General features: G+C 48.1%; 25 protein-coding genes and 1 tRNA gene. 19 read left to right on the top strand and 7 right to left on the bottom strand.

From position 1 onward, the window contains the following. Positions 1 to 54 precede the first annotated feature (54 nt). The 6 genes from ACO08K_RS20190 to ACO08K_RS20165 all read left to right on the top strand — a co-directional run bounded on the left by ACO08K_RS20190 (position 55) and on the right by ACO08K_RS20165 (position 4,918). Entirely contained in the window at positions 55 to 948 is an 894-nt protein-coding gene (locus ACO08K_RS20190; protein WP_421798226.1) for a hypothetical protein, read from the top strand. A gap of 78 nt (positions 949 to 1,026) precedes the next feature. Next, on the top strand, positions 1,027 to 2,055 hold the full coding sequence (locus ACO08K_RS20185) for a methionine synthase (RefSeq protein WP_421798225.1): 1,029 nt from the start codon (positions 1,027 to 1,029) through the stop codon (positions 2,053 to 2,055). Positions 2,056 to 2,122: 67 nt separating this feature from the next. Next, the gene (locus ACO08K_RS20180; RefSeq protein WP_421798224.1) at positions 2,123 to 2,746 is read left to right on the top strand and encodes a hypothetical protein; all 624 of its coding nucleotides are present in this window, start codon (positions 2,123 to 2,125) and stop codon (positions 2,744 to 2,746) included. Between the two features lie 52 nt (positions 2,747 to 2,798). Continuing rightward, positions 2,799 to 3,371, top strand: a complete 573-nt coding sequence (locus ACO08K_RS20175; protein ID WP_421798223.1) for a Crp/Fnr family transcriptional regulator — start codon at positions 2,799 to 2,801, stop codon at positions 3,369 to 3,371. 127 nt (positions 3,372 to 3,498) lie between these two features. Beyond that, entirely contained in the window at positions 3,499 to 4,200 is a 702-nt protein-coding gene (locus tag ACO08K_RS20170; RefSeq protein ID WP_421798222.1) for a hypothetical protein, read from the top strand. A 52-nt stretch (positions 4,201 to 4,252) separates the two neighbouring features. Beyond that, a complete protein-coding gene (locus ACO08K_RS20165; protein ID WP_421798221.1) occupies positions 4,253 to 4,918 on the top strand; it encodes a hypothetical protein in 666 nt (221 codons plus the stop codon). Between the two features lie 96 nt (positions 4,919 to 5,014). Here the strand turns inward: ACO08K_RS20165 and ACO08K_RS20160 are convergent, their stop codons facing one another. Beyond that, positions 5,015 to 5,545 carry a GNAT family N-acetyltransferase gene (locus ACO08K_RS20160; RefSeq protein WP_421798220.1) on the bottom strand — a complete coding sequence of 177 codons (531 nt, stop codon included), beginning with the start codon at positions 5,543 to 5,545 and terminating at the stop codon, positions 5,015 to 5,017. 115 nt (positions 5,546 to 5,660) lie between these two features. Between ACO08K_RS20160 and ACO08K_RS20155 the strand changes: the two genes are divergently transcribed. The 6 genes from ACO08K_RS20155 (at position 5,661) to ACO08K_RS20130 (ending at position 9,225) form a co-directional block, all read left to right on the top strand. Next, a complete protein-coding gene (locus tag ACO08K_RS20155; protein ID WP_421798219.1) occupies positions 5,661 to 6,404 on the top strand; it encodes an MlaE family ABC transporter permease in 744 nt (247 codons plus the stop codon). 6 nt (positions 6,405 to 6,410) lie between these two features. After that, positions 6,411 to 7,184 (top strand): ABC transporter ATP-binding protein, encoded by a 774-nt coding sequence (locus tag ACO08K_RS20150; protein WP_421798218.1) that lies wholly within the window; start codon positions 6,411 to 6,413, stop codon positions 7,182 to 7,184. 232 nt (positions 7,185 to 7,416) lie between these two features. Further along, positions 7,417 to 7,501, top strand: a tRNA-Leu gene (locus ACO08K_RS20145). Between the two features lie 185 nt (positions 7,502 to 7,686). Then, a complete protein-coding gene (locus tag ACO08K_RS20140; protein WP_320031631.1) occupies positions 7,687 to 8,028 on the top strand; it encodes a metalloregulator ArsR/SmtB family transcription factor in 342 nt (113 codons plus the stop codon). 163 nt (positions 8,029 to 8,191) lie between these two features. Further along, a complete protein-coding gene (locus ACO08K_RS20135; protein ID WP_421798217.1) occupies positions 8,192 to 8,560 on the top strand; it encodes a DUF983 domain-containing protein in 369 nt (122 codons plus the stop codon). A gap of 23 nt (positions 8,561 to 8,583) precedes the next feature. Next, positions 8,584 to 9,225, top strand: a complete 642-nt coding sequence (locus tag ACO08K_RS20130; RefSeq protein WP_421798216.1) for a Crp/Fnr family transcriptional regulator — start codon at positions 8,584 to 8,586, stop codon at positions 9,223 to 9,225. Between the two features lie 10 nt (positions 9,226 to 9,235). Here ACO08K_RS20130 and ACO08K_RS20125 read toward each other — a convergent pair whose 3' ends face one another. After that, positions 9,236 to 10,552, bottom strand: coding sequence for an acyltransferase family protein (locus tag ACO08K_RS20125; RefSeq protein ID WP_421798215.1), 1,317 nt, complete (start codon positions 10,550 to 10,552; stop codon positions 9,236 to 9,238). Between the two features lie 169 nt (positions 10,553 to 10,721). On the opposite strand from ACO08K_RS20125, the gene ACO08K_RS20120 reads away from it, so the two are divergent. The 3 genes from ACO08K_RS20120 (at position 10,722) to ACO08K_RS20110 (ending at position 12,906) form a co-directional block, all read left to right on the top strand. Then, positions 10,722 to 11,396 carry a head GIN domain-containing protein gene (locus ACO08K_RS20120; RefSeq protein ID WP_421798214.1) on the top strand — a complete coding sequence of 225 codons (675 nt, stop codon included), beginning with the start codon at positions 10,722 to 10,724 and terminating at the stop codon, positions 11,394 to 11,396. Positions 11,397 to 11,457: 61 nt separating this feature from the next. Further along, positions 11,458 to 11,952, top strand: a complete 495-nt coding sequence (locus ACO08K_RS20115; protein WP_421798213.1) for a hypothetical protein — start codon at positions 11,458 to 11,460, stop codon at positions 11,950 to 11,952. Between the two features lie 57 nt (positions 11,953 to 12,009). Beyond that, positions 12,010 to 12,906 carry a DUF4350 domain-containing protein gene (locus tag ACO08K_RS20110; RefSeq protein ID WP_421798212.1) on the top strand — a complete coding sequence of 299 codons (897 nt, stop codon included), beginning with the start codon at positions 12,010 to 12,012 and terminating at the stop codon, positions 12,904 to 12,906. Between the two features lie 16 nt (positions 12,907 to 12,922). Here ACO08K_RS20110 and ACO08K_RS20105 read toward each other — a convergent pair whose 3' ends face one another. Next, positions 12,923 to 13,324 (bottom strand): hypothetical protein, encoded by a 402-nt coding sequence (locus ACO08K_RS20105; RefSeq protein ID WP_421798211.1) that lies wholly within the window; start codon positions 13,322 to 13,324, stop codon positions 12,923 to 12,925. A gap of 34 nt (positions 13,325 to 13,358) precedes the next feature. Beyond that, positions 13,359 to 15,467, bottom strand: coding sequence for an ATP-dependent DNA helicase RecG (gene recG / locus ACO08K_RS20100; protein ID WP_421798210.1), 2,109 nt, complete (start codon positions 15,465 to 15,467; stop codon positions 13,359 to 13,361). Positions 15,468 to 15,628: 161 nt separating this feature from the next. On the opposite strand from recG, the gene rbfA reads away from it, so the two are divergent. The 4 genes from rbfA to ACO08K_RS20080 all read left to right on the top strand — a co-directional run bounded on the left by rbfA (position 15,629) and on the right by ACO08K_RS20080 (position 24,139). After that, positions 15,629 to 16,003 carry a 30S ribosome-binding factor RbfA gene (gene rbfA, locus ACO08K_RS20095; RefSeq protein ID WP_421798209.1) on the top strand — a complete coding sequence of 125 codons (375 nt, stop codon included), beginning with the start codon at positions 15,629 to 15,631 and terminating at the stop codon, positions 16,001 to 16,003. A 222-nt stretch (positions 16,004 to 16,225) separates the two neighbouring features. Continuing rightward, on the top strand, positions 16,226 to 19,897 hold the full coding sequence (locus ACO08K_RS20090; protein WP_421798208.1) for a reprolysin-like metallopeptidase: 3,672 nt from the start codon (positions 16,226 to 16,228) through the stop codon (positions 19,895 to 19,897). Between the two features lie 151 nt (positions 19,898 to 20,048). Then, on the top strand, positions 20,049 to 23,693 hold the full coding sequence (locus tag ACO08K_RS20085) for a PASTA domain-containing protein (protein ID WP_421798207.1): 3,645 nt from the start codon (positions 20,049 to 20,051) through the stop codon (positions 23,691 to 23,693). A gap of 137 nt (positions 23,694 to 23,830) precedes the next feature. Beyond that, positions 23,831 to 24,139, top strand: a complete 309-nt coding sequence (locus ACO08K_RS20080) for a rhodanese-like domain-containing protein (protein ID WP_421798206.1) — start codon at positions 23,831 to 23,833, stop codon at positions 24,137 to 24,139. Between the two features lie 62 nt (positions 24,140 to 24,201). Here ACO08K_RS20080 and ACO08K_RS20075 read toward each other — a convergent pair whose 3' ends face one another. The 3 genes from ACO08K_RS20075 to ACO08K_RS20065 all read right to left on the bottom strand — a co-directional run bounded on the left by ACO08K_RS20075 (position 24,202) and on the right by ACO08K_RS20065 (position 26,348). Then, positions 24,202 to 24,570, bottom strand: a complete 369-nt coding sequence (locus tag ACO08K_RS20075; protein ID WP_421798205.1) for a VOC family protein — start codon at positions 24,568 to 24,570, stop codon at positions 24,202 to 24,204. Positions 24,571 to 24,616: 46 nt separating this feature from the next. Beyond that, entirely contained in the window at positions 24,617 to 25,459 is an 843-nt protein-coding gene (gene purU / locus ACO08K_RS20070; protein WP_421798204.1) for a formyltetrahydrofolate deformylase, read from the bottom strand. Between the two features lie 166 nt (positions 25,460 to 25,625). Next, the gene (locus tag ACO08K_RS20065; protein ID WP_421798203.1) at positions 25,626 to 26,348 is read right to left on the bottom strand and encodes a PepSY domain-containing protein; all 723 of its coding nucleotides are present in this window, start codon (positions 26,346 to 26,348) and stop codon (positions 25,626 to 25,628) included. Positions 26,349 to 26,459 lie beyond the last annotated feature (111 nt).

Below are 26,459 nucleotides of genomic sequence, written 5' to 3'. Positions count from 1 at the left end.
CGGTTATTTTTGGAGCTCAGCATTTGTTGACTCAGCATTTTTTAAATTCAAATCATGCGCAACCATCTGATTCTCCTAGCATTAACCTTAATATTACCCTCCCTGGTTCCCGCTCAGAAGAAAAAATTCGTGCTTCCGCCCGATTTTGTGGAAGTTTCAGGGCTATACATCACGGCCCCCGACAGCATCTGGTGGCACAACGACGGTGGCGACCGGCCTCGCCTTCTGCTCACCGACGGGCGCGGCAGAGTGCGCCAGCGCGTAGCCATTCCCGGCATCCAAAACCGCGACTGGGAGGACATAACTGCCGATTCCAGAGGCTTTTTGTACCTGGGTGATTTTGGCAACAACCTCAATCGGCGGGAGGATTTGCGCATTTACCGCTATCATCCCCGTACTCGGCAACTGGATTCCATCCTGTTCAAGTACCCGGATCAGGTGGCTTTTCCACCTCCCCTACCCCAATGGAATTTTGATGCCGAAGGTTTTTTGTGGTTTCGCGACTCCCTGCATATTTTTTCCAAAAACCGCGTAGGCGCCGGGAATTACTACACCAAGCACTACGTATTGCCTACTCAGCCGGGGAAATATACGGCCATTTTGCGAGATAGTTTATTGTTACCCAAGCGGGTTGTGACCGGGGCGGCGCTGAGTCCCAATGGGCACCAGATTGCGCTCTTGTCCTACTTTTACCGCATGACCTTCCTGGGGCTTTTGCCCAAAACCCGCACTACCATCTGGACCTTGTCAGATTTTCCCGGCAACCAGTTTTTTAAGGGCACCCTCAGCAAAACCAAGGTCAAAAAACCACCCTTGGTGCCTACCCAGTACGAGTCGATTGGGTATGTGAATGACAAACGGGTACTGATCGCTTCCGAACGTACGGTGTTGTTTAAGCAAAAGGCGAAGCAAGTAAAATTGAAAAGAGTTGAAAAGTTGAAGAGCTGAAATGTTGAAATGTCGAAGGATTTCCATTCCTTTACTAATGACTTTTCAACCCTAAACTTTTCAACACTTCAACCCAAAATGCAACCTACACCCATTCGCACCAACGTTGTTGGAAGTTACCCCTTCCCGGGCTGGCTGGAATTCGCAACCCGCCATATGGGGCAATTTGGCCGGGCCGACATCGAAGAAATGATCGAAGACGCGGTGATCACCGCCATCCACGACCAGGTCAGTGCCGGGCTGGATGTCATCACCGATGGCGAACAAACCCGCCTGGATTTCAACCTTTCCTTTTACGGTTACATCAAGGGGATTCAAAACAATGAAACGGAGACCCGCAAGTTTGGCCCAGCCGCCCACGACCAAAGGGGCAAACACAGCATTGTTGAACCCTTGCGCGCACCCGAAGGGCTGGGTGCCGTCAAAGAGTACTTGCGCCTCAAAAAACTGGCCCCTGCTGGCCCTACCTTGAAAACCAGTGTACCCGGGCCCTATACCCTCAGTGGCCGCATGTTGCCCAATGAGCAGTACAAGGATCGTTACGAGATCACCGAGGCCCTAATGCCCATCGTCCGCAAAGAACTGGAAGATTTGGTAGCGGCGGGTTGCACCGAAATCACCGTAGATGAACCCTCGATGAGTTGTTACGCCTACAAGGAAGACACCAAACGTTTTGTCGACATCTTCAACCGCACCGTGGAATCCATCCAGGGCAAGTGTCGTTTGTCGACCCACATGTGTTTTGGCAACTTCAAGGGCCGGCCAGTCGGTTTTCGCAGCATTAAACCGATGATTCCCGATTTTTTAGACCTGAATGTAGATGAAATCCACATTGAAATGGCCAACCGGGAGTTCACTGAAATTGAACTATTGGCCCCTTTTGCTGAAAAAATGGATGTAGCCGTAGGCATCATCGATGTCAAAAACTACTACATCGAGACGGAAGCCGATGTGATCGAGCGCATCAAACGTTGCTTGCAATATGTTCCAGCGGAAAAACTGGCCGTGGCCCCGGATTGTGGCCTGAGCCAAACCGCCCGCTGGGCTTCCCGACAAAAATTGTTCAACATGGTTAAAGGAGCAAAAGCAGTTCGGGATCAATTGTGATTAATGTTTCAGCACTTGTTTGAAGTATCCGTAGTACTGGCTACCTTTGCCGCAAAAAACAGCGAGGATGTTTACAATCAATATTTATTTGCGTTTTGCGCTGATGGCGGTTTTGACCCTGGGGGGCATTGCGCTTTCAGCAGCTTTTGGATTTTGGTATGGTTTCCCCTTCATTCTGATTGGTTTGGGCCTCACTGTAGGTTATGTCCTGCTGGGCACCGTACAATCCGCAGCTGAAATCATGCAGTCGGGCGACATGGCTGCGGCTACCCAACGCCTCAACCTGACCTTGAAGCCAGATTGGCTCTACGTCACCAATCGCGCGTACTATTACATGCTCAAAGGCACCATGGCCATGTCGGAGAAAGATACCGAAGCAGGTGAAGTATACCTCAATAAAGCGCAATCCTTAAAATTGCCGACCGACAATGAGAAGGCCATGATTGAACTCCAACTGGCCAGCATCAAAGCCAATAAAGGCAAAATCAAGGAAGCCGAAGCGCACATGCGCAACATCAAAAGTTTGAAAGTAACCGAGGGCATGATCAAAAACCAGATCGAGGAATTTGACAAAGCCCTCAAACAAAATAAAGGCCAACTCAACGCCGCCAACCGCATGGGTGCCATGCGTGGCCAAATGATGCAGAAGGGTGGGGGCAGCAGCAAGAGACGGCGGCCGCCGATGCGTTAGAACTTACTTAAAGTTTCATTAGAGCAAATGCACAATCCGAAAATCATCCTGCATGTACGATGCGCTCAAACAAACCTTCGACCGTATTGTTCCACTCAGTGATGCCGATTGGGCATTTGCTCTGCCTTTGTTCAAATATGTAGAATACAAAAAAGGAGAACTCATCCTGCAGGAAGGTGAGGTGCACCACCATACTATTTTTGTGATTGCAGGTGCACTCCGCATCTACAACTTCAATGGCAACAAAGAGTCCATTCGCAATATTTTCCTGGAAAACAGCATGTTTAACGAAAGTGGCAGTTATTTTTTAAAAAAACCTTCCCTCTTCAATATCGATGCCATCGAAGCGACCAAAGCATTCATTATGCATCGCAATGATGCCGAAGTATTGTTTTCTCACTCTATCCAGTTGGCTACGCTTGGTCGCAGGTTCGTAGAATACGCTTTGGCAACCGTTGTAGAGCGCAACAACGAATTGACCAGCTTGGATGGTAAAGCCCGTTACCTTAAATTGTTAAAAGAAAAGCCTCATATTTTTCAAAGGGTACCACAATACATGATTGCTTCCTACCTGGGCATTACGCCTGAAGCACTGAGCAGAATCCGCAAAGAAATTGCCGGATGAGCTTCTATTCATCAAGTCTATTGATCTACATCAATCACTTCTTTTGCTTTCTAAACCTATATCAATGACTTAAAGGGGGCTCTACCTGCATCTTTGTTTCATCATTCAACACCACAATTTGATCAAGATGAAACAAAGAAAAAATGCGGGGCTTTTGGCCCTGGTTACCCTACTGTTGGGGTTCAACACCCTCTCCGCACAGGGCTTGCTCGACCTATCAGTCGGCACCTCGATTCAGGATCAGGTATTCACCAACCTGGCCTACCGCTTACAAATGAACCCTCGGCTACGTATGGGGGCAGAGCTACAACTGGCTGTTCCACAGTATCGCTTTATCGACGCCAAACCCATCCGCGAAGGTTATGCCAGTACCTTCAGCCTACCCACTACCTGGCAACTTTACCAAAATGAACAAATTGAGCTGCATTTCTTTTTTCGCCCCGGAGTGCGTTTTCAGGGCATCATCGATCCCGACAACAATGATGTGCGTGATGAAATCCTGGCCAGCACCGCAATCATGCTGGATCCAGGCTTGATTGTCAATGTAAAAACGAGTGAGCGGCTACATTTCCAAAGTGGGGTGAGTTTTCCCACGTTTTTTCAGGTGCGGCCATCCGCCATCTTTGAAAACAACAGTACAACGATTCACGCTAACCTCGCCTACCAGGTATCCAAACGATCAGCGCTATTTGTCAAAACACTGATTGGCCCGGCAGTAGGTGCCAGTGGCGACTCTCAAAAGTTTGTCTGGTCGGCTCAGGCAGGCCTGCGGCTTAAGTTTGGTAGCTCCAGCAAAGGCAACCCGTTGCTGATGGAACCTTCTTATTAAGTCCTTTTGATTCACCCCTCATTCTCACAATCAAGCTTTAAATTCAATGACCATGAAAAATATTTTGCTGATCGCTCTTTTGATCTTAACCCAAGTTTTAGCCAAAGCTCAAAACAATCCTCAACCCAAAATTGGCTGGTTCATTACCCCCGAAGTAGGTACCATGTTTCTGGACGGGCATGTAGGCAAAACGGTTGGTGCTTCCTTTGGCGTCCAATTGTTTAAAAATCACCTCAAAGTGGGCATCCTGAGTTATGGCCGCAGTGGCCCGATCAATGGGGCAACTTTTACCACTCCCGCTTTCAACGATATGGTTTACAAAGGAAAGAACCAACTCACCCTGCGTGCAGACCATGGTGCTTTTGGCTTGCTGGTGGCCCCTTCTTTCAACATCAAAAATGTCAGCTTTGACATCCCCATTATGTTTGGCACCGTTGGTGGTGGGTTTTATCTCTTCGGCGAAGACCGCGAAACCCCGGATGGCCGCCGAGTCAGCGAATGGGAAAACGAATTGATGGATGGCCGCGATGCGGGATTTGGTAGTACCCTTGAATTTGGATTGCGCGGCTTTTTCCCTACCAAAATTGCTGGCATGCGTTGGGGGGCAGGCTTACATTATATCACGACCCAGGGCTGGGAGACCTATTATGATCCCAGTGGGGAGTTTTACAACAACAAATTAAGGGCGAGTATTTTTGTTCATTTTGGGTCAAATTGATTGGTTTAGGCGATTGAGCGTTGCTCGATCGCTTGAACTTTAGGAATGAGAAATAAATAAGTGGGTGATTTTGTCACTGCTATTTTTTCTCGTTCCTCACACCTTTTTCCGCATCAACCAATCCCGTTGCGGGTCCTCCCCCATCCAGAAGGTATGTTCTCCAAATGCTTCGAAGCCCTGCGATTGGTACCAGGCAATGGCTTTGTGGTTGTTTTCCCAAACGCCTAGCCAGATCCACTGATAGTTTGATTCCTGCGCAATCTCCTGCGCTTTTTGCAGCATCAATTTCCCCAGACCCAATTTCTGGAAGCGATCATCTACGTAAATGCGTTGGATTTCCAGTACCTGGCTACCTGCCTCCTCTAAACCTTTGACCTGGGCTTCCCGCATCAATTTACAATACCCCGCATATTCCCCATTGACCATCGTCCAATAAAACAGGCTGAGAGGGTCCTCCCATTCGGCCTCAAACTGGGGCAAATTGAAGGCTTTATCGAGGTACTGTTGAAAATAGAGGGGATCATTCAGGTGCCCGTAGTTGCGGACAAAGGTGTCGCGGCTCAATTCCAGCAAAAAAGGCAGTTCACTTGCTTCAACCGCTTTGATGCTAATGTTGTTGTTTTCCATGTTGGATCAAAAGTGTCTTTGAAGGACAAATCTAGTAAATCCACAAAATATTTCTACAAATCGGCCCAAAACCCGTATTTTGTGCCTTTCTTTTAGAATCTTGTTATTTTAACCGATGATTTCCAGACAGTTATACCATTTTGGCCGCTATCTCATGATGATGGGTACAGCACTGGCTCGCCCCGAGCGGACCTACATGTATTACAAGGAGACCACCCGGCAGATGAACGACATTGGGATCGGCTCCCTGGTCATCGTCATCCTGATTTCCTTGTTTATTGGGGCGGTTACGGCGGTTCAGTTTTCCTATCAGTTGGATGGAACCCTGGTTCCGCTGTATTACATTGGCTACATCGTCCGCGACAGTACCATCATCGAGTTGGCACCTACCATCACCTGTCTGGTATTGGCGGGTAAAGTGGGCTCAAACATGTCTTCCGAAATTGGCGGGATGCGCCAAAAAGAGCACATCGATGCCATGGAAATCATGGGCGTAAATACAGCCGGGTATCTGGTACTACCTAAAATCATTGCTGCGCTGGTGGTGATTCCACTCTTGGTGGCCATCGCCGCTTTTGTGAGTGTCATCGGTGGTTATTTGGCGATGGTGTTGACGGGCAGCTTGTCCCACAACGATTACATCATGGGGGTTCGCTCGTTCTTCAAGGACGGCAACGTCACCATGATGTTCGTCAAAGCCATTGTATTCGCGTTTATCCTCACTTCGGTATCCTGCTACCAGGGCTATTATGTCAAAGGTGGCAGCATTGAATTGGGCAAGGCCAGCACCAATGCGGTAGTATTCAGCGACATTTTGATCCTCCTGGCCGATTACCTGATTGCCTCTATTTTAACCTAATCCAGCATGATTCGCACCATAGACGTACACAAATCTTTCAACGATCAGGAAGTGCTCAAGGGCGTTACCACCGAGTTTTTCCCCGGAAAAACCAACCTGATCATCGGTCGAAGTGGAGCTGGTAAAACGGTTTTGCTAAAAATATTGGTAGGCTTGGTGACGCCTACCACGGGCGACATCTTTTACGGCGATGTCAATTTTAGCCAGCTGAATAAAAAGGAAATGCGCGCCATCCGCATGAAGGTTGGCATGTTGTTTCAGGGTTCGGCACTCTTTGATTCCATGTCAGTAGAGGAAAACATCCGCTTCCCTCTCGATATGTTTACCCACATGACCTGGAAGGAAAAAGCCATGCAGGTCGACTCCTGTCTGGAGCGGGTAAGCCTGGGTAAGGTGCACAAAAAGTACCCCTCTGAAATCAGTGGCGGGATGCAAAAACGGGTGGGGATCGCCCGGGCCATTGTGCTCAACCCCGAATACCTCTTTTGCGACGAACCCAACTCGGGGCTCGACCCCAAAACGGCCATCGTGATCGATGAACTGATCCGCGACATCACCATCGATAAAAACATCACCACCGTGATCAACACCCACGACATGAACTCGGTGATGGAAATTGGCGACAACATCGTGCTGATCCACGAAGGCAAACTGGCCTGGCGCGGCGACAAAAGCCAGGTACTCGAAAGCACCAATGATACGCTTCAGCAGTTCATTTTTGCTTCGCCGTTTTTGCAACGCCTGCGCGCTGCTGCGCTCGAGCGCTCACAGGAGGGCTAAATTCTTTTGAAAAAAAGCCTTAATAGTGGGGCAAAAATAAATGTTCATTTTTCCTGAGCCAGAGGATTAGATAAGGCACTTAAAATGAAACGTTTACTTATCTAATCCTCTGGCAAAATGAACAATTTATTTTTTTATCGCCCCTTAGCACTTGCATATGTTCCCCGGGGACTATAATTTTGCATCGCTCTAAACGAAAGAGCATTTCGACCCCCGTGGTCATTTATACCTTGCCCAGATGGTGAAATTGGTAGACACGCTACTTTGAGGTGGTAGTGCCGCAAGGTGTGCAGGTTCGAATCCTGTTCTGGGCACCATAAATTACACTTACATCAACTACAGAAGCCACGTTGCTCTCTGTAGTTTGTTGTTTTAGGGGTATCCGTTTTTATTTTTCCCTTCCAAATTCGCCGCTGATAAAACTTAATGCCTTCCTCAAGCGTATATTCTGAATATTTCTTATCATTACACTCGAACAGCAATCACTAAAGCGCAAATCCTGATGGAAACACCAAGTGGTATATTGTACAACAAAGATGGCTCCACGGCTGAAAGCAAAGAAGCCGAAAAATTGGAGCGGATCGCAGCAATCCTCAAAACGGTAGCTCACCCTATGCGCTTGGGCATCATTCACTTGCTCGAACAACACCCGAAGCTTTCGGTTACCGAAATTTGCGACATGTTGGGCAGCGAGCAGTCCCTTACCTCTCACCATTTGCAAAACATGCGTTTGCGCGGTTTGATTTCGGTCAAACGGGAAGGTCGGAGTATGTTGTATTCCCTGAAAGAACGTGATGTTTCCCTCATTCTGGAATGTCTCGACAATTGCCAATGCAACATTTGATGCAGGCAAAACATAAGTTACTGGCTTATTAGAGCAGTGTTCTCCCTTAAGCCGCTAGTGTTTTTTTACCAGCATACATGAACACATCTTCATGTATTCATTTTTAGGGGCAATAAAGAACAAGTGGTCCTAATGCCCTGCTACTTAAAGTTATTTCAATCAAATGAGCACGACTAAAAACAGCTCCAAGCTGAGCAGAATGCTGGGGATGAAATGCCCCAACTGCGGTGAGGGTGACCTTTTTTACACCCCAACTTTTTCCTTCAAACGCCCCTTGGACATGCATGAAAAATGCCCCAATTGCCAGATGTCCTATTTCCCCGAACCGGGCTTTTATTACGGAGCCATGTTCATTTCCTACATCACTTCGGGCTTTTTTTCCATTGGTTTTGTGATGCTTTTGCACTGGGTGTTCAAGTTGAGTGTAGAGTTGTCCTTCGCCATACTCATTGCTATCGCTGCTTTTTTTTACGTGTTTCTTTTCCGCATCTCCCGTTCCATTTGGTTGGGATTGATGGCCAAGACAAAATAGTAGCTTAAAATTCAGGATTCAACATGCTGGACGAGCAGATCTTAGAACTGGTGCGCAAACATTTTCCCAACATTGCGGAAAAAGCGCTGCAAGAAGAAATTGCCACCGTGGGCAAACTCACCGAGTTTTCGGCAGGAACTGTGATCATGGACGTAGGTCAGTACGTCAAAATGGTGCCCCTGGTCATTGAGGGCGCCATCAAGGTGTCCCGGGAAGACGAGGATGGCCACGAGCTTTTTTTGTATTACCTGCAAGGGGGACAAACCTGTTCCATGTCTTTCACCTGCTGCATGATGAACAAAAAGAGTGAAATCCGCACCATTGCCGAGGAAAACACCAAAATGATCGGAATTCCCATCCGCTACGTAGACGAGTGGATGACCAAGTACCAAAGTTGGAAAAACTTCGTCATGCAAACCTACGATTTCCGCATGATGGAGCTGGTGCGCACCATCGACAGCATCGCTTTTCACCACATGGACGAGCGCCTTTTGGCCTATCTGGATAAAAAGGCCAAGGCTACCCATTCCAAAATAATCAATGCCACCCACCAGGAAATCGCCTACGATCTGAATGCTTCCCGCGAAGCGGTTTCCCGACTGCTCAAACAGTTGGAAAATGATGGTCGGGTGAAATTGGGGCGCAACAAGATTGAGTTAAATTAAACCGTGCAGTTTATACCTTGATGTAAATCTTGTTGCGGTACAAGATCCAGCAAGCACCCAGAATCAACAATACATTACAAATCGCCCAGGCCAGGGAGGCGTTCATCGGCGACAAAAAGGTCACAAAACTGTGCTGGTACAACCAGGCCCCCAAGCCAATGGGATCACCCTCTGGTACTCCTACCTTAATGGTGCCCAGCATACGCGCCACGACACCCGACAATACAAATGCAAAAAGGGCATTGACCCCATACACCTGAAAAGGTTTGATCCAGCCCTTCCAGCCCTTGATGTCAACCAGCCAATAAATGGTGCCCAAAAACAACAGGGAAATGCCCGCCATGTACACCACGTAGGAGCTGGTCCAGATTTTTTTATTGAGTGGAAAAACCTCATTCCAGATCAAACCTAAGGCAAAAAGCATTGCTCCTACAGCCAATAAACCATTGACCTTTTCGTGGTCTGTTTTTGAGGTGCGTAGCCATTCCCCCGTCAGCATCCCGGCAATGCCTGTACCAATCGCAGGAATGGTACTCAACAAACCTTCCGGGTCCCAGGTTTTGACGGCTGCCCAAAGGTGGTTGGTGCTAAAAATGGCACGATCCAGCCAGGCGCCCAGGTTGGTTTCCGCCTCCAGGTTGGGCGCAATTCCGCCCGGCACCGGCACCAGGGTCATCAAGCCCCAATAGATTAACAATAGGGCTATTCCCATCAACAACTGCATCCGGGTACTGGCTTTCAGGAATAAAAAACCACAAACCAGGTACACCAGCCCAATGCGCTGCAACACCCCCGGAAAACGCATGGTGCTAAAATCGTAATAAAAGATACCCACAAGTACCATTCCCGCTGCTGCCGCCAGGGCCAGGTAAGATACCCATTTGCGGCGTTGTTGCCAGGTTTCGGTTTTAAACTGAGACTGGTTCAGTACCTCCCGGGTGAATACCGAGATCATCGCAATGGCCATCAGAATCAGGTGCACGATGTACCAGGGACTACTTTTGTCCTTAAAATAAAAATTGGGGTGTGCGGTCAGAAACAAACCAATGCCAATGATGATCAAAGAGCGGCTGATGATTTTATAATAGATTTTCCGCAAATCTTCCCCCTCATCCTTACGTTTGCCCAAGGCCAGTGGAATGGCCACCCCAACCATGAATAAAAAAAATGGAAAAACCCAGTCGGTAGGCGTGCAGCCATGCCAATCGGCGTGCAACAAAGGGGGGTAAACATTGCCCCAATCACCCGGATTGTTGACCAGAATCATTCCTGCGATGGTGAGTCCTCGCATCACGTCGAGGGAAAGAAGGCGGCTAGAAGTTTGCATCTGTTAAAGGATTTCTGCTGGAAAAATAGGTAAAGAGATGCAGAGTTCCAAGCAGTCAGCAGTCAGCTATCAGCCAACGACGATCTGCTGATCGCTGATTGCTCATTGCTGATCGCTCATTGCAACCTCTCCAGATTTCCCTTGTCTTTGATTCAAAAAACTCTTCAATATGAAAATTGCTCATTTTCGCACACTCCTTTTATTGCTGACCGTATGTTGGTACAGCTCGGCAATCGGTCAAAATTACAACAATGGCCCTGCCATCACCGGACAAGGTGAAATTGTGAAGAAAAAACTGAATGTGGACAATTTCCACAGCCTGGGTTTGGGCATCAATGCCACCGTTTATCTGACTCAAGGCAGCAGCCATTCCGTTGAGATTGAGGCACAACAAAACATCATCGACAACCTGGAATTGGAAGTGGAAAATGGCTCCTGGAACATCAAGGGCAAAAAAAGAATCAAGGATTACAAGGCCGTGGTGATCCACATCACGATGCCTACCGTGAAAGCCCTTTCAATTGGCGGCTCTGGCAAAATCCTTGGCAAAAGTGATTTCAAAAACCTGGAAGAGTTGAAGGTTTCCATCGGCGGTAGTGGCGAGGTTTCCCTGGCTGGTTCAGCCACCACTACCAGCATCAGCATTGCCGGAAGTGGCAAGGTAGACGTGCGCCAATTGGGAAGCGCAAGCAGCAAGGTCAGCATCGCAGGAAGTGGTGACGCCTATGTCGACGCCAAGGATAAATTGACTGTTTCGATTGCGGGCTCAGGCAGCGTGTTTTACAATGGAAAACCGAGTGTAAAAACCAGCGTGGCTGGGTCGGGGAAAGTACAATCATTGTAATACCAGTACGGAGCATGGAAGAGAGGTGACAATTGGCCTCTCTTCCCTATGGATTAGCATTATGAAAAAATTTCAACTCCTATTGATCCTATGTTCTGTTTTGGCTTGTCAGCGAGAAAAAGTCGATTTCGAAGCCGAAAAACAAAAGCTACTCCGCTTGCACCAGGCACAGCAAAATGCCCATCTCCAAAAAAATGTTGAAGCCTTTATCTCGCAGTTTGATCAAAACATGCTTTCCGTGAACCATGGTAAAATCACGACCATGAGTCCTGAAGCAGCGCGCCCTCGAATACAGAATTATTTTGATGCAGTCAAGTTTAAAAAATGGGCCGATGTAAACCCGCCAAGGATTGAGTTTTCCGATGATGCTTCCATGGCCTACATGGTGGTGGATAAAATGGTGATTTTGACCTATCTGGATGAACAAAAACAGACCGTTGAAGAGAGCACCCATTTTGCCTGGGTCAGCATTTGCAAAAAGCAAGCGGATGGTAAATGGAAAATTGTATGCAATGTGTCAACCAATGAACCAGAGGTCAAAAAAATCCTGGATTAAGACAAGTTCACCCACCAAAAACAAGCTTTGATTCATCTTTTTGTTAAACTTAAGCATATGTTCAAGCAGCACCTGACCTACACACTTTTGGTATTATTTCCTCTGTTCGGCTTCGCCCAACAAGTCCCTGATTCCAGTTTTACTTTCCCGATTTCTAAGGTTCGTTACCCTGAGGGAACCGGGCCGATTGTGTACGTGGATGCTGCTCACGAGAATTTTCATACGGCAGACAATCGCTTTTACGCTTTTGCCAAACTCTTGCGCAGCGACGGCTATCAGGTAAAGAGTTTCACTGAAACTTTTACCGCACAATCCCTCGCGCAATGCCAGATTTTAGTCATTTCCAATCCATTGAACAACCTGAATGCCAATGGCAATTGGAAGCTACCCACCCCCTCGGCATTTACCCCAGCCGAAATCCAGGCGGTAAAAACCTGGGTAGCTGGTGGTGGCAAACTTTTCCTCATCGCCGATCACATGCCCTTTGCCGGGGCCGCTGCCGACTTGGGGAAAGCTTTTGGTTTTGAGTTCCTCAACAGTTTTGCCATGGACAACCGCCAAAGGGCAGTAGAGCGTTTTTACAAAAGCAATAAAATGCTCCAGGAGCACCCCATTACTGTAGGTATCGATACCATCGTAACCTTTACGGGTAGTGCTTTTAAAATCCCGGCCACAGCTAAACCAATCCTACGGCTCAATCATACCTACACAGTGCTCATGCCAGAAACAGCCTGGCAATTTGAAGAGAGTACAGCTTTTGTGCCGGGAACTGGTTTGTGTCAGCTCGCAGCACTGGAATACGGCAAAGGGCGGGTCTTTGTATCGGGCGAGGCGGCCATGTTCAGTGCACAATTAGCTGGCCCCAATCGGGTACCTACTGGCATGAATGCAGCAAACGCAAAGGAGAACCCTGAGTTGTTATTGAATGTGCTGCATTGGTTGGATGGGCAGTGAATTCTTTGCCCTTAAGCTATTCTTCTTCAAGGTCGGTTTCTTTATGCTGCTCATTTTGCGCATGAGCTAAAACTTCTTCAATTTTTTCAATCGAAGTTTGATAGATTATCGCAATTTCTTCAACGCTTAGACCTTTTTGGTAAAGAGCAGGCACAGTCAAGCTAAGAAGGTTAGCTTCACCAATTTCAATTCCTTGCTCAATTCCTTGCTCAATTCCTTGTTCTATACCTTGTTCTATACCTTGTTCAATTCCTTTGGCCAAACCAATTTCAAGCCCCTCTTCAAGGCCCTGATTTTTTACGTCGGCTAAAATGGCTTCGCGAAGTCCCATTGGAATATCAGCTTTTGTTAGAGTGATCAAATCTCGTTCAAAGTTAGCCTGAATTTCTGAATTTGTAATTCGATGATTCCTTTCCACAATGCATCTTTTGAAACCCACATAATTGCATTTTTTAACTAATTCTACTCCATACCTTTCTTGCCTTGCTTTCTTTTGCCAATTGGACCCCTAATATCTCATGCTCGGGGCGTTTAAAATAAGGATCATCATCAAGGATGCGTGCAGCTACTTCCCGTGCCGCATGCAGAATTTTCCCGTCCTTGGCCAAATCGGCCAGGCGGAGGTTCACGATACCACTTTGTTGGGTGCCTTCAATATCTCCGGGGCCGCGCAGTTTGAGGTCAGCCTCTGCTATTTCGAAACCGTTGTTGGTGCGCACCATGGTTTGGATGCGTTCCTTACTATCTTTACTCAATTTGAAACTCGACATCAACAAACAATACGACTGCTCGCCACCACGCCCCACCCGTCCACGCAACTGATGCAATTGCGAAAGGCCAAAACGCTCCGTATTTTCAATCACCATCACGGTAGCATTGGGAACGTTTACCCCTACTTCAATGACCGTGGTGGCCACCATGATGTTGGTTTCTCCCCGCACAAAGCGCTGCATTTCAAATTCCTTATCCGCCGCCTTCATTTTGCCATGCACAATGCTGATTTGGTAATCGGGGAGTGGAAACTCGCGCGAGATGGCTTCATATCCCGTCATCAGGTTTTGTAAGTCTAGTTTTTCAGACTCTTCAATCATCGGATACACGATGTACACCTGCCTGCCGAGTGCAATCTGCTCGCGCATAAACCCGATCACCCGCAAGCGATGGTTTTCGGTACGGTGCAAAGTGAGGATATCCTTCCGTCCTGGTGGCAATTCATCAATGACGGATACATCCAGGTCTCCATACAAGGTCATGGCCAGGGTGCGGGGAATCGGCGTAGCGGTCATCACCAGTACATGCGGGGGGAATGGTTTGGTCTTTTTCCACAAGGCAGCCCTTTGCGCAACGCCAAAGCGGTGTTGCTCGTCAGTGATGGCCAGACCAAGGTTTTTAAAAACCACCCAATCTTCAATCAAGGCATGGGTACCAATCAGAATATGGATTTCACCAGCGGCGAGGCGCTCTAAAATTTGTTTCCGCGCTTTTCCTTTGATGCTACCCGACAAAAAAGCGACTTCTACCGGAGAGTCCTGCAAATAATTGCTGATCGAGATAAAATGTTGCTGCGCCAAAATTTCGGTCGGGGCCATCATACAGGTTTGAAACCCGTTGTCGAGGGCCATCAACATCGCCAAAAGAGCAACCATGGTTTTGCCACTGCCCACGTCGCCTTGGATCAGGCGGTTCATTTGAGCACCCAAGCCTAAGTCCCGGCGGATTTCTTTCAATACCTTTTTTTGGGCATTGGTAAGCTCAAAAGGCAACTTGTTTTGGTAAAAATTATTGAAGTACTCGCCAATTTTTTCAAATACATAGCCCTTTACTTCATCCTTGCGGCGGCGTTTGATTTGTAAGAGGCGCAGTTGCATAAAAAAAAGCTCCTCAAACTTGAGTCGATTGCTGGCTGCTTTGAGTTCATCCTCCGTCCGTGGGAAGTGAATCAAAAGCATTGCTTCAAAATGACTCGGGAAATGGAACTTTTTGACGATGTAATTTGGTAATGTCTCCGGAATATGGGCAGGTTCCAGTTTTTCCAGCAAAGTTTTGAGCAATCGGCGGCGGCTTTTGGCATCCAAACCTTGCGCATTGAGTTTTTCTGTGCTGGGATAAACGGGTGCAAAAGCCGTAGCCGTTTGGGTATTTTCGGGAGAAACAACTTCCATTTCAGGATGTGGAATGGAAAAAGAGTCCATGAAAGCATTGACTCGACCGTAAATCACGTATTCCTGGCCAATCACCAATTGTTTTTGTAGCCAGGAAATGCCCGTAAACCAAACCAGAGAGATGACCCCACTTTCATCGCGAAATTGGCCGACCAGGCGGGTTTTACGGCCTTCACCTTCGGTGCTGAAGCGGCGCAACACACCCTTGAGTTGAACGTTGCCACTGTCTTCCGTAAGGTCAGCAATGCGGTGAAACTGGGTTTTATCGATGTAACGGCTGGGATAGGCCAACAACAAATCTGCGAAAGTAGCGATACCGAGCTCTTTACGCAGCAATTCACCTTTTTTGGGGCCAACCCCTTTGAGGTATTCAATTGGGCTATCCAGAATATCCAGCATATTTTTTGCTGATTAAAACAAAAAAAATAAGCAAGCTCTAAAAGTAATTTGCAAATTAAGCACGAATTGCGAAATTTGCATTCTTTTTGTTGATTTTTGTGCTAAAATTTATGTTTCTCCACAAAAATAAAACATAAATTTGATTAAAACCTAACATAGGGATGGAAACGATTAAACAAAAACAAGTAGCGGAATTGGTGAAGCGGAATTTCAGTCTGGTGTTGCAAGATGAAGGAAGCTACATTTACGGAGCCACCCCTTTGGTGACGGTTACCAATGTCAAAGTATCCTCCGACCTGAGCCAAGCTAAAATTTACCTCAGCGTATACAATACTGAAAACAAACAGGAAGTATTGCTGGAAATGGAAGAGGAAAAATCCCGTTTGAAACAATCCCTGGGGCAGCGCCTGCGCAAATTGGTGCGACGAATTCCAGAGGTAGATTTTTACCTGGATGATACCCTGGATGAGATGTACCGCATTGATGCAATGTTCGGCCGCTTACGCGCTGACAACCAAATGGGCGAAGAAGAGTAGCGGCAACCCTACGTGGTTGCCGAGCAAGGGCAACCACATAGGGTTGCCCCAACCCGGTTGCCCAAACAGGCCTACCCAACGATATTTTTATACTTTCCCCGACGAAAATCTCAAAGCATCCTCCCACAATTCGGTTTAGCACGTATTTTTACCATCAAGTACTGGATCTCCATTTATGATCTGGTTTTTGTTAACGTTAAAGCTGTATAAACCGAATTGAGTATGAGATATTTTTCCGCTCTGTTGAGCCTGGTTTTGTATAGTGCTGGTCTTTTTGCCCAGGAAAACCAGCAATACTGGCGTGATGTTGCTCCATCAGCCATTCAGTTGCCATTTAATGCCGAAGTAGACCTGGCTACCAATAAATACCGCAGCCTTAGTCTTGATTTATCCAGGCTGCAAGAGGTACTCCAACGCGCTCCGCTAGAAGGCAGTAAAAATGCCCCCGTGGTCGTTTCCCTCCCCTTGCCCAATGGCAAAATGGCGCGTTTTGCCGTTGAAGCATCACCGGTTATGATGCCCAAACTGGCCGCCAAGTACCCAAGTATCCAAAGTTTTAGTGGCAAAAGTTTGGATGATCTGGCCTTTGGTGTGCGATTTGACCTCGGTGCTGGTGTATTCCACGCCGCGATCCACACCCTTGACGGTATGGTGTACATTGATCCCTATGCTTCAAATCAGGCTACGGGTTATTACTTCAGTTATTTTACCAAGGATCTGGATCTGAGCCAAACCGAAATGGCCTCATTGAGCTGTGGCCTCAATACCACTGAATTGGCAAGAGAAGAGCCTCGGCGAGAAACAACCAATACCACACCCGGCCTGACCTTACGAGGTAGTGTGGCCCAACCCCTGCGAACTTACCGCCTGGCCTTGGCTTGTACTGGTGAATATGCCCAGGCCAATGGTGGGACTGTTGAAAAAATATTGGCTTCTATGAATACTGCGCTGAACCGGGTGAATCAAATTTTCATTCGTGAAACTGCGGTTAAATTGATGCTGATCGACAACAATGATACCCTGATTTTCCTCGATGCGGCTACCGATCCATACAACGAACCAGCCAGCGCTCCTACCCTGTTGACTGTAAACCCAAGTGTACTCAATGCCCGCATTGGACTTACTGGCTATGATGTGGGCCATGTATTTACGCGTGGCTGTACCAACAATATTGGGGGGATTGCCGCTCCTGCCACGGTTTGTAAAGATACCAAGGGCCGTGGGGTAACCTGTTTTTTCCGTACTGACATCAATTTTATTGCCGTTTCGGTAATGGCGCATGAAATTGGGCACCAATTTTCCTGTAAACACAGCTGGAACAATTGCCCCGATTTTCAGGACCAGCTAGCATCCGAAAGCGCCTATGAGCCCGGTAGTGGTAGCACCATTATGTCCTATGCAGGCTCCTGTACCAACAACAATGTAAGTGACAAATCCGATGACTATTACTCCACGGGTTCACTGGAAGAGTTCATTACCTTTAGTCGGGAAATGGATGGCAACGGCTGTGCAACCCAGGTCCCTACCCCTAATAATGTGCCTAGTGTGAGCATCAATTATCGGTCCAATATGGTCATTCCCATCGGTACTCCTTTCGCTTTAACGGCCACTGGAACTGACCCCGACGGTGACCCATTGACTTATTGTTGGGAGCAATTTGACCTGGGGCCAGTAAGAAACCTGGGTGATCCCCAAGGCACCACACCAATCTTTCGTTCACTACCTCCGGTTACCAGCCCTACGCGCACCTTCCCTCAGCTGTCCGATCTGGTAGAAAATGTTAGCCGCAACACCGAAGTATTGCCCACTTATAGCCGTCAGCTCAACTTCCGCTGTACCGTACGCGACAATCACCCTTCAGCAGGTGCTGTCGCTTGGCAAGGTATTCGACTACAAGCGACTGATCAGGCGGGGCCTTTTTTGGTCAAAAGCCCTAACCTAGGTACCGAAGTCATGAAAGCAGGCGACGATGTAGCAATCACTTGGGATGTAGCCAAAACCAACCTTGCCCCAGTCAATTGCCGTTATGTCAATATTCGCCTTTCGGTAGATGGAGGTTTTAGTTTTCCCTTTCTTTTGGCTGAAAATGCCCTGAATGATGGCAGTGAAAAAGTGACGCTGCCCAACATGATTTCCAACAATGCCCGGATCAAGGTAGAAGCAGTGGACAATGTCTTTTTTGACATTTCCAACAGCAATTTTGCCATCATGTCGAACCCTACAGCTGCTTTTGCACTGGGGGTTAGTCCTTATAGTTTACCACTGAATTGCCAGCCTGCGGCGGTAGAATACAAAATCAGCAACACTACTTTTGGAGGTTTTAACAATGTAGTAAGATTGGACATTGTGCCAGGCAGCCTGCCCTCAGGAATTACCGCTTCTTTTAGTGCCAACAATTTGCGCGGTGGAGAGACCAGCACTTTGAAACTTACAGTTCAAAATGTTCTGCGCGATACGGTTGAATTTACTTTACGTGCCATAGCACAGGGCGCCGATACGGTATTGCGCAACTTGTCTTTGGTTACCCTTTCCACCGATTATTCCAACCTGGCCTTGAAAAACCCAAGCAATGGCCAAACTGGCATCCAATTGTCCACCATACTGCGTTGGCAAAAAACGCCAGCAGCGCGGTCTTATACCGTAGAATTATCAGAAAGTCCAAAATTTGGAACGACCAATCTGGCCCAGGCCAGCAACGTAACGGTAGATACTTTTGCTCCAAACAAAATTCTCAAAGACAACACCTTGCACTTCTGGCGCGTGCGGCCAGAAAACGAATGTGGACCTGGTCAATACAGTGACCCCTTTGTGTTTCATACCAGCTTGACTTCCTGCAAACGCCAGAATTCAACTGCGGCGGTGAACATTCCTTCCCGCAACAACCCCACGGTAGAATCGCGCATCAACGTGACCGATGCAGGAACCATCACCGACATCAATATTCCCAATATCGATATCGATTACCAAACCGTCAACCTCGTTAAGGTAAGTTTGGTAAGCCCCAAAGGTACCGTGGTCGTTTTGTACGATCAGGCTTGTACTGGCCGGACTGGAATTATGAAAGTTGGTTTTGACGACGAGGCCCCTGGAGTCATCACGGCCGGTACGGCAACTTGTCCTCCCGACGATGGCATTGTGTTTAAGCCCAAAGAAGCCCTGAAAATTTTACAAGGGGAAAGCATTCAAGGCGCCTGGATTTTGCGGGTGCAAGTCATCCGTTCAGAGGCGGGTACCGTAGGTGCGATCAATTCCTGGGTCATTGAATTCTGCTCGAACCTTGTTGCCAGCAACCCTACCCTGCTCAACAACAAGGGTGTAAAAGTAAGCCGCAACAACAACAAAACCATCGCAGGTGCCGACTTGCAGGCCCAGGATGTAGACGCAACGGCCAGCCAATTGCTGTACACTTTGACCCGGGTACCTGCTGCTGGGGGCCTACGTCTGACGGATAAATTATTGGAAGTTGGTGATCAATTCACCCAGGCGGACATTGATGCGGCTCGCCTGCGCTATACCCACAATGGCGGCACTGGCACCAGTGATGCTTTTTTCTTTGTGGTGCAGGATGGCAAAGGTGGCTTTTTACCCATCACTCGTTTCAACATTGAAATTGACCAGTCAACTGGTTTGGGCGAAGTGCCACTCCCCTTTGCGGTTAAACTGTACCCCAACCCAACGCAGGACTTGCTGAACCTTGAGTTTGAACAAAACCTGCCTACCGAGGGTGTGCTCAGCATTTTTAATCTGCAAGGACAATTGTTGTACCAAAGAACCGTTAATCAAGGTGTCAAAAACCATACAATTGCTACCCAACAATGGCCGGCAGGCGCCTATCTTTTGCACTTGAATACAGGCAAAGGAAGTATGCAGCGGCAGTTTATGGTAGCAAAATAAGTTTAGAAGTTTAGGAGTTTAGAAGTTTAGGCTACCGCGAGCGACTTAGACGAGGATTTTGTCAAAGTTACTCGCGGTAGCCTAAACTTCTAAACTCCTCAACTTCTAAACTTTTTTCGTATTTTATCGCCGAATTTTCTGCAACAGACCTATGAAAATAAAAGTCGGCATTTTTTTTGGCGGCGCATCCCGCATAAAGGAACGTTCCTTTGATGTAGGACGAACCGCTTACAATTACCTAAACCGTGGTTGTTTTGAGCCTGTACCCATTTTTGTGGACAGCCTGGAGAACATCATTCTCCTAGATTGGCAGAGTATTTTTCAACCCAATATCCGCGACTTTTGCCCTGCACCAGAACTCTGCCCACCCTCACCTAACCAGTTTCGCGTTTACATCGAAAGTTTAGGAAACCTTCCCCCGGATGAATTGGATCGCCATTTCCAAAAAATGGGCGAACCCATCAAAGCAGCGGAACTTCCCGAACTCATCAATTTCGCCTTTTTGCTCATGCCGGGCGAATTCGGAGCTTTGCAACTGCGCCTGGAAGAACTGCGGATTCCCTACTCGGGCAGCAACAGTAGTCTTTGTGCCACTTTTAGTGACCAGTCCAAACTCATTCCACTGCTCAAGGCCAAAGGTTTTTATACCCTTAGGCAAATCACCCTGAATCGGCAGGACTGGCTGGGAGGAGACCTGGCCGCTTTGCTCAGCAAAGTGCATCAGGAGGTTGGTTTCCCAGTAAGTATTGGTTCCACCGCACAAAGTGCCATTGAGCACCAGATCGTGGTGAATGAACACGATGACACCGAAACTTTCCGAGAAGCGGTAGACGCCGTTTTTGGCCGCGAAATCATCCTGGTTGGTGATTGGTTGAAACGCAGTGAATACGACCGCATTGATCATGTCCGTTTATTGCTCAACGCCAGTGAGGGCCTGGGTTTCCCGATTCGGGTGGAGGCAAATGGTCAGCAATATTCCGTTTTTCACCCCGAAGAGTTGCTCAAAACCTTAAATCGCCTGGCTTCTGAAATATTGGAAGAGCAGGCACAAATGGTTTTGGAAGGCAACTACACCGCTGCCCAGCTCAGTATTCAGGAAAATCCTGATTGGCTCAAATTCTCTTGTCTGGTATTGGAAAAAGAAGATGGCAGCCCCGTAGCACTTTTGCCCGAACCCTTTGAGGCGGATAATGTGGCCCCGGCTCCATTTTCCCGTGAGCAGTCAGCCGCCATTCGGGTGGTCTGTGAACGCTTGTTTACCGCGCTGGAAATTCAGGCTTATGTGGGTGTAAGGGGATGTATTGATGCGCAAGGTAAGGTGTACATTGAGCAGGTGTTACCCAACCCCGAGCCCTTCCTGCCTACCCAAATGTTGCACGCTGGTGCAGCCATTGGGCTCAGTCCTTCCCAACTCTTGACTTACCTGATTCGTTCTTCTTTGCAGGCCAGAGTGAATGAACAAGGGCAAGACGCTAGCCTGCGTTCCTTGCTGCAATATCTGGACGAGTTGGTGCGCAATTGGCGGCCACAAGATGAGAAAAAAACCAAAGTAGCACTGTTTTACGGTGGTTATGGGGTGGAGCGCAATCTGACCCTACAAACCGCCCGCCACGTATACGAAGTACTTTCCGGCACCGAAGAATATGACCCTATCCCTGTATTGTTGACGGGGAATGCCCAACAATGGGAATATTACCAGACGCCTGGTGCCATGCTGTTTTTGCCCGACGTCGATAGCATTTGCAAAGCTCTGCACAAAGTCCCTGCTGCCATTGAAGAAGTTGAGGCCCTGCGCAACCGCAGTGCCGACATTCTGGTCAAGTATGCCAGTGGCAGTGCAAATGCCAGTGCGCAAAAACGCAGTTTGGATGACTTGGCGCGGATGATTGATCAGGCATTTATTGCCTTGCAGGGTCGCCCTGGTGAAGATGGCCAATTGCAACAAGAATTGGAGGCCCGCAAAATTCCCTACAATGGTTCCGGCCACAAGACCTCTCACATCGCCGTCAATAAAGTCCAAACGCTGGAGGTATGGAAACGCAATGGTTTCCAGGGCCCGCAGCAATTGGTACTCAGCAAACGTGCCTTTGAACTCAGTGCAGAGGAAGCCTTTCAAAAGATTGAAACCCGTTTGAGTTATCCCTTTGTGGCAAAACCCATTGATCAAAACGGAGGCATTGCCGTCAAAGCGATCCGCAACCGGGGAGATTTGGAAGCCTACCTGCGCTTGATGTTTCGGCCTCAGGGTGCCGATGGGGTGGAGTACCGCAAGATCCTCAAATTAAAGCCCAAAGCTGAATTTCCGTATGCGGAAGAAGTCCTGTTGGAGTCGATGATCGGCCCTGAAGGTGCCCGGCATTTTTTGGAAATTTCCGCTACCGTAATGGCTTCGCCAACCATTGAAGGCAGTATGAAATACCAGGTTTTTGACCTGGCAGAAATCATTCCCGGGCAGGGGTATCCGGTTATTCCGGCGCGTTTTTCCAAAAATCCGCAGGATCAACAATTCCTAAGCACCCAGGTCAAGGCTGATTTTGAAAAAGCAGCACGCATCCTCAATATTTTTGGCTTGGCCACTATTGATGGGTTTGTCCGCATTTACGAAAACACCAACCCTGAAGTCATTTTGTTGGAGGCCAACACATTGCCTCCATTTCACTACGGGAAGGGTGTTTTGCAACAAGCGGGGCTGGCGGGTATTACTCCTTTTGTCCAGCTGGATCAGGTCCTGAGCGAGAGCAAAAAATACGCGGAACTAGCTTCAACCATGGTCGCAGAAGTTGTTGCTGCACCTAAGGTAAGCATCCCAATCGCCAGCATTCCAACAACTGAACCTGTTACTGCTCCCCTCGTAAGCCTGCCCGAAGTAGCGCCAAAGGAAATAGATCCTAGCACGCCACTTCCCGAAGTACCCAGCTACGGGGTCGAAGCCCGCTTTAAAGAATTCCTCAACGATACAATCGGATTTTTTGTGTCTACACTATTCATCAAAAATGCCCTGGCTTTAGCAGCCTTCATTTTTTTAGTATTTTTTGGCCTTACCACCGGAATAAAAATTTATACCCACCATGGCGAGTCCATGGAGTTGCGCGACTTCAGGGGTTTGAGCCTCGAAGATGCCAAGGCTAAGGCACGTCTGGCCAGTTTCAGGATTGTGGTTAGTTCTACGCAGTTTGATCCCGACAAAGCGCCGGGAATCATTGTAGATCAAGATCCCAAGCCACCAGCCCGGGTCAAAAATAGCCGCAACATCTACGTGGTGATCACCAGTGGCCAAGCACCGATGGTGAACCTTCCCGATCTGGTCGGGCGGGATGAATTGTCCGTTTACACCAATGCCCTGAACGCGAAAGGCATAAAGGTGGGTAAAATTGAATACCTGTTTGACCGTCAATTGGAAGAAAATACGGTAATGTTCGTCAAGTACAATGGCCGACAATACACCGCTACCGAGTTGAAGACGGGAATTGAGGTGCCCAAGGCTTCCAAAGTTATTCTGGTGGTATCCGTGCGCAATACTGGCGATGTGCCCATCCCCGATGTGTTGTGCAAAACCTACGATGAAGCAGAATTCATCATCAGCAACAGCGGCGTCAAGTTGGTTTTAGAAACAGATGACAACAATCCAGCCAGTCGACCTGTTGGTTATTATGTATGGAAGCAGGAACCAGCCTTTCATGCCGATTCAACGATGAAGTCGGGTGCAGAGCTCAAATTGTTCCTAACCCGCAAACGACCTACGGATTGCCCCACGGAAGCACCCGTAAGTACGGAAAGTGAATTTGAGAATGATTAACTTTTGAGATTGCTTGCAAATCTCTAAAAATGAATACATTTGCGGCGCATTATTCGGGAACCACATTTCACCACTAATTTTGCGCCATGTTGACGTTGTTCACTAATCGGGTAAGAAACACAAAAACTAGAATAATCATGGACATTACTGTACAAGAATTGAAAGAAAAACTTGCACGTAACGATGATTTTGTCCTCATCGACGTGCGCGAACCATACGAACACGAAGAATTCAATGTGGGTGGGAACTTGATTCCAATGGGCAATTTCCCCATGGTTATTTCCAGCTTGATCAGCCACAAAGATGACGAGGTTGTTGTTTACTGCCGCTCTGGCCGCCGCAGCGCCAGCGTACAGTACCAGCTGAAAGAGGCCGGTTTCACAAAAGTGCGCAACCTGGAAGGGGGCATGTTGGAGTGGATCGATAACTTTGGAATGTCGAAATAAGGAAATACAAAAAGGGTGAATAGGCGATTGTTTATTCACCCTTTTTGTATTTAGCCTTACTTTCAAGCCAGGCTAAAATGCGGGTTGTAAATCATCCCGAATAAATTCCCCCAAGGGTCTTTAACCATACCTACCACAATGCCTCCGCCGACTTCATTCGGCGCTTCGTAGGCACTCGCGCCCATGCCCAACAAGCGTTGGAACATGCCCTCCACATCCTCTACTGCCCAATAGGTATGTACGCCGCCCTCATGTGTTGCAGGGTTTCCTTCGTCAGGAATCAGGCCTAATTCATAACCAGCTACATTGTAGCCCACATAAAAAGGCTCATCGAAATAAGGGGCGAAGCCCAACACTTCGCTATACCAGGCCTTCGCTTTTTCAATGTCGTTCACCTTGTAAATACAGGTGCGTAGTCCTTTGAATTCCATAATTTTTCAGTTTAGGTGTAAAAAAAAAGGGTAAAACCACACCACTTCAATCAAAAATAATCGTCTTATTGCCCACTACGGCCACCTTGTCGTTAAAGACCAGTTTGAGGGCATGGGCGAGCACAATTTTCTCCACATCGCGGCCACTTTGCATCATGTCTTGCACGGAGTAGGTGTGATCCACTGGAATGACGTTTTGCATCAGGATCGGGCCTTCGTCCAAGTCGTTGTTGACAAAATGGGCGGTGGCGCCAATGATTTTTACACCGCGCTCATAAGCCTGGCGATAAGGATTAGCCCCAATGAATGCGGGCAAAAAGGAGTGGTGGATGTTGATGATGCGATTGGGAAAATTCCGCACAAATTCCGGAGATAAAATGCGCATGTATTTGGCCAAAACCAGGTATTCCGGGTTGTAGCGTTGCACTACTTCCAGCACCTCCCGTTCGTGTTGCTCGCGGCTTTTGCCTTCGTGGGAAACCAGGTGAAAATTGACCCCGAACTGGTGGGTAAAAGGTTTAAGGGTATCATGGTTGCCAATGACCGCCAGGATATTGGCATTGAGTTCGTTGAACTGGTGGCGCACCAGTAATTCTCCCAGGCAGTGTTGTTCTTTGGTGACCAGCAAAACGATGCTTTTGGCCCGTTTTTGCCGCAGGCTGATGCTGGCGTCCGGGGGGAGTACTTTGCGCAGTTCTTCCAGGATATGGGCGTCGTTGATTTTGCCCGAAAAGTCGGTGCGCATGAAGAAGCGGTCTTGCTCGCGTTCCACAAATTCCTGGTTGCCGATGATGTTCACATTCTGGCTGTACAAAACGCTGGTAATTTTGTAAACGAGGCCCTTCTGGTCGGCACAGTCGATGAGGAGTACGTAGGCGGGTTGGCTCATGTTGTTTGGGTTGAAAGAGGTAAAGATACGAAGGGATTGGATTCGACATTCTCAATTTTAAGCTTATCCTGCTTAGGTGTGTCTTCAGTGGCTTAGGTTTCTTAGGTGGTGAAATAAGTTTTTTACCACCTAAGAAACCTAAGCCACTGAAGGATCACCTAAGCAGTTATCGTGTCTTTTTCCGGCTCAACCAAAACAACAAAAAGCCCGAAGCAATCGTACACAGCCCCATGATCGAAAACACCCGCAGCAGCACATTCCCCAAATTGTCCCGCGATTGGTAATCCATCGTGTGCAACATCCACAAAAAATCAAAAATGCGCCACTTTTCATTGCGGAACTTGGTCACTGCGCCCAGCTCCGTTGCCACATACACCGTGGTTCGGCTGGGGTGGTCGAACCGAATGGCATAAGCAGGCAGCGGATTTTCACGGTATTCGTGGTGGCCATTGGTGCTGGTCAGGTATTGGACTTTGGTGATTTTGGGCGCTCCATTGAATTGTTGGGTGGCCATCGCCACGGCTTCTTTTTTGCTCAACGCGGGGCGGATTTCACCTGAACCGGCATCGGCCAAAAAGAATAGCTTGTGGTGCATGCCGTGCACGATCTCCACCCGATAAGTGGGCTTGCCCAAAATGTCGATGAGCTGAATGCTGGCCACTTGATCAATAGGGTGACGAGCAGCCAGGTTTTTCAACACCAGACTGGGGGAAGCCAAACTATCCTGTACCTGCAACATAGGGGCTGCCTTACGCTGGTAATCCCCGTGGATGTAGTCCATGTCGGACCAGCTGAAATAGAGGCCGCCAATGGTCCACATCAGGAACTGAATACCCAGAAAAAGGCCAAGGTAGCGGTGGGTGCGGCGGGCGAGGTAGTGGAAGGTCATTTTGTTGGTTAATTTATGGCCTAAATATCGGAATAAATGGGGAAGTAGGAGCAAATTCAACCACAGCGACAGGATTGAAAACGGATGGAACGGATGGAACTGACGAAAACG

It is taken from the genome of Haliscomenobacter sp., from assembly GCF_965225875.1.
Lineage (GTDB): Bacteria > Bacteroidota > Bacteroidia > Chitinophagales > Saprospiraceae > Haliscomenobacter.
Note: the sequence above shows the minus strand (reverse complement) of the source record. Positions and strands in the feature narration are given on the sequence as shown.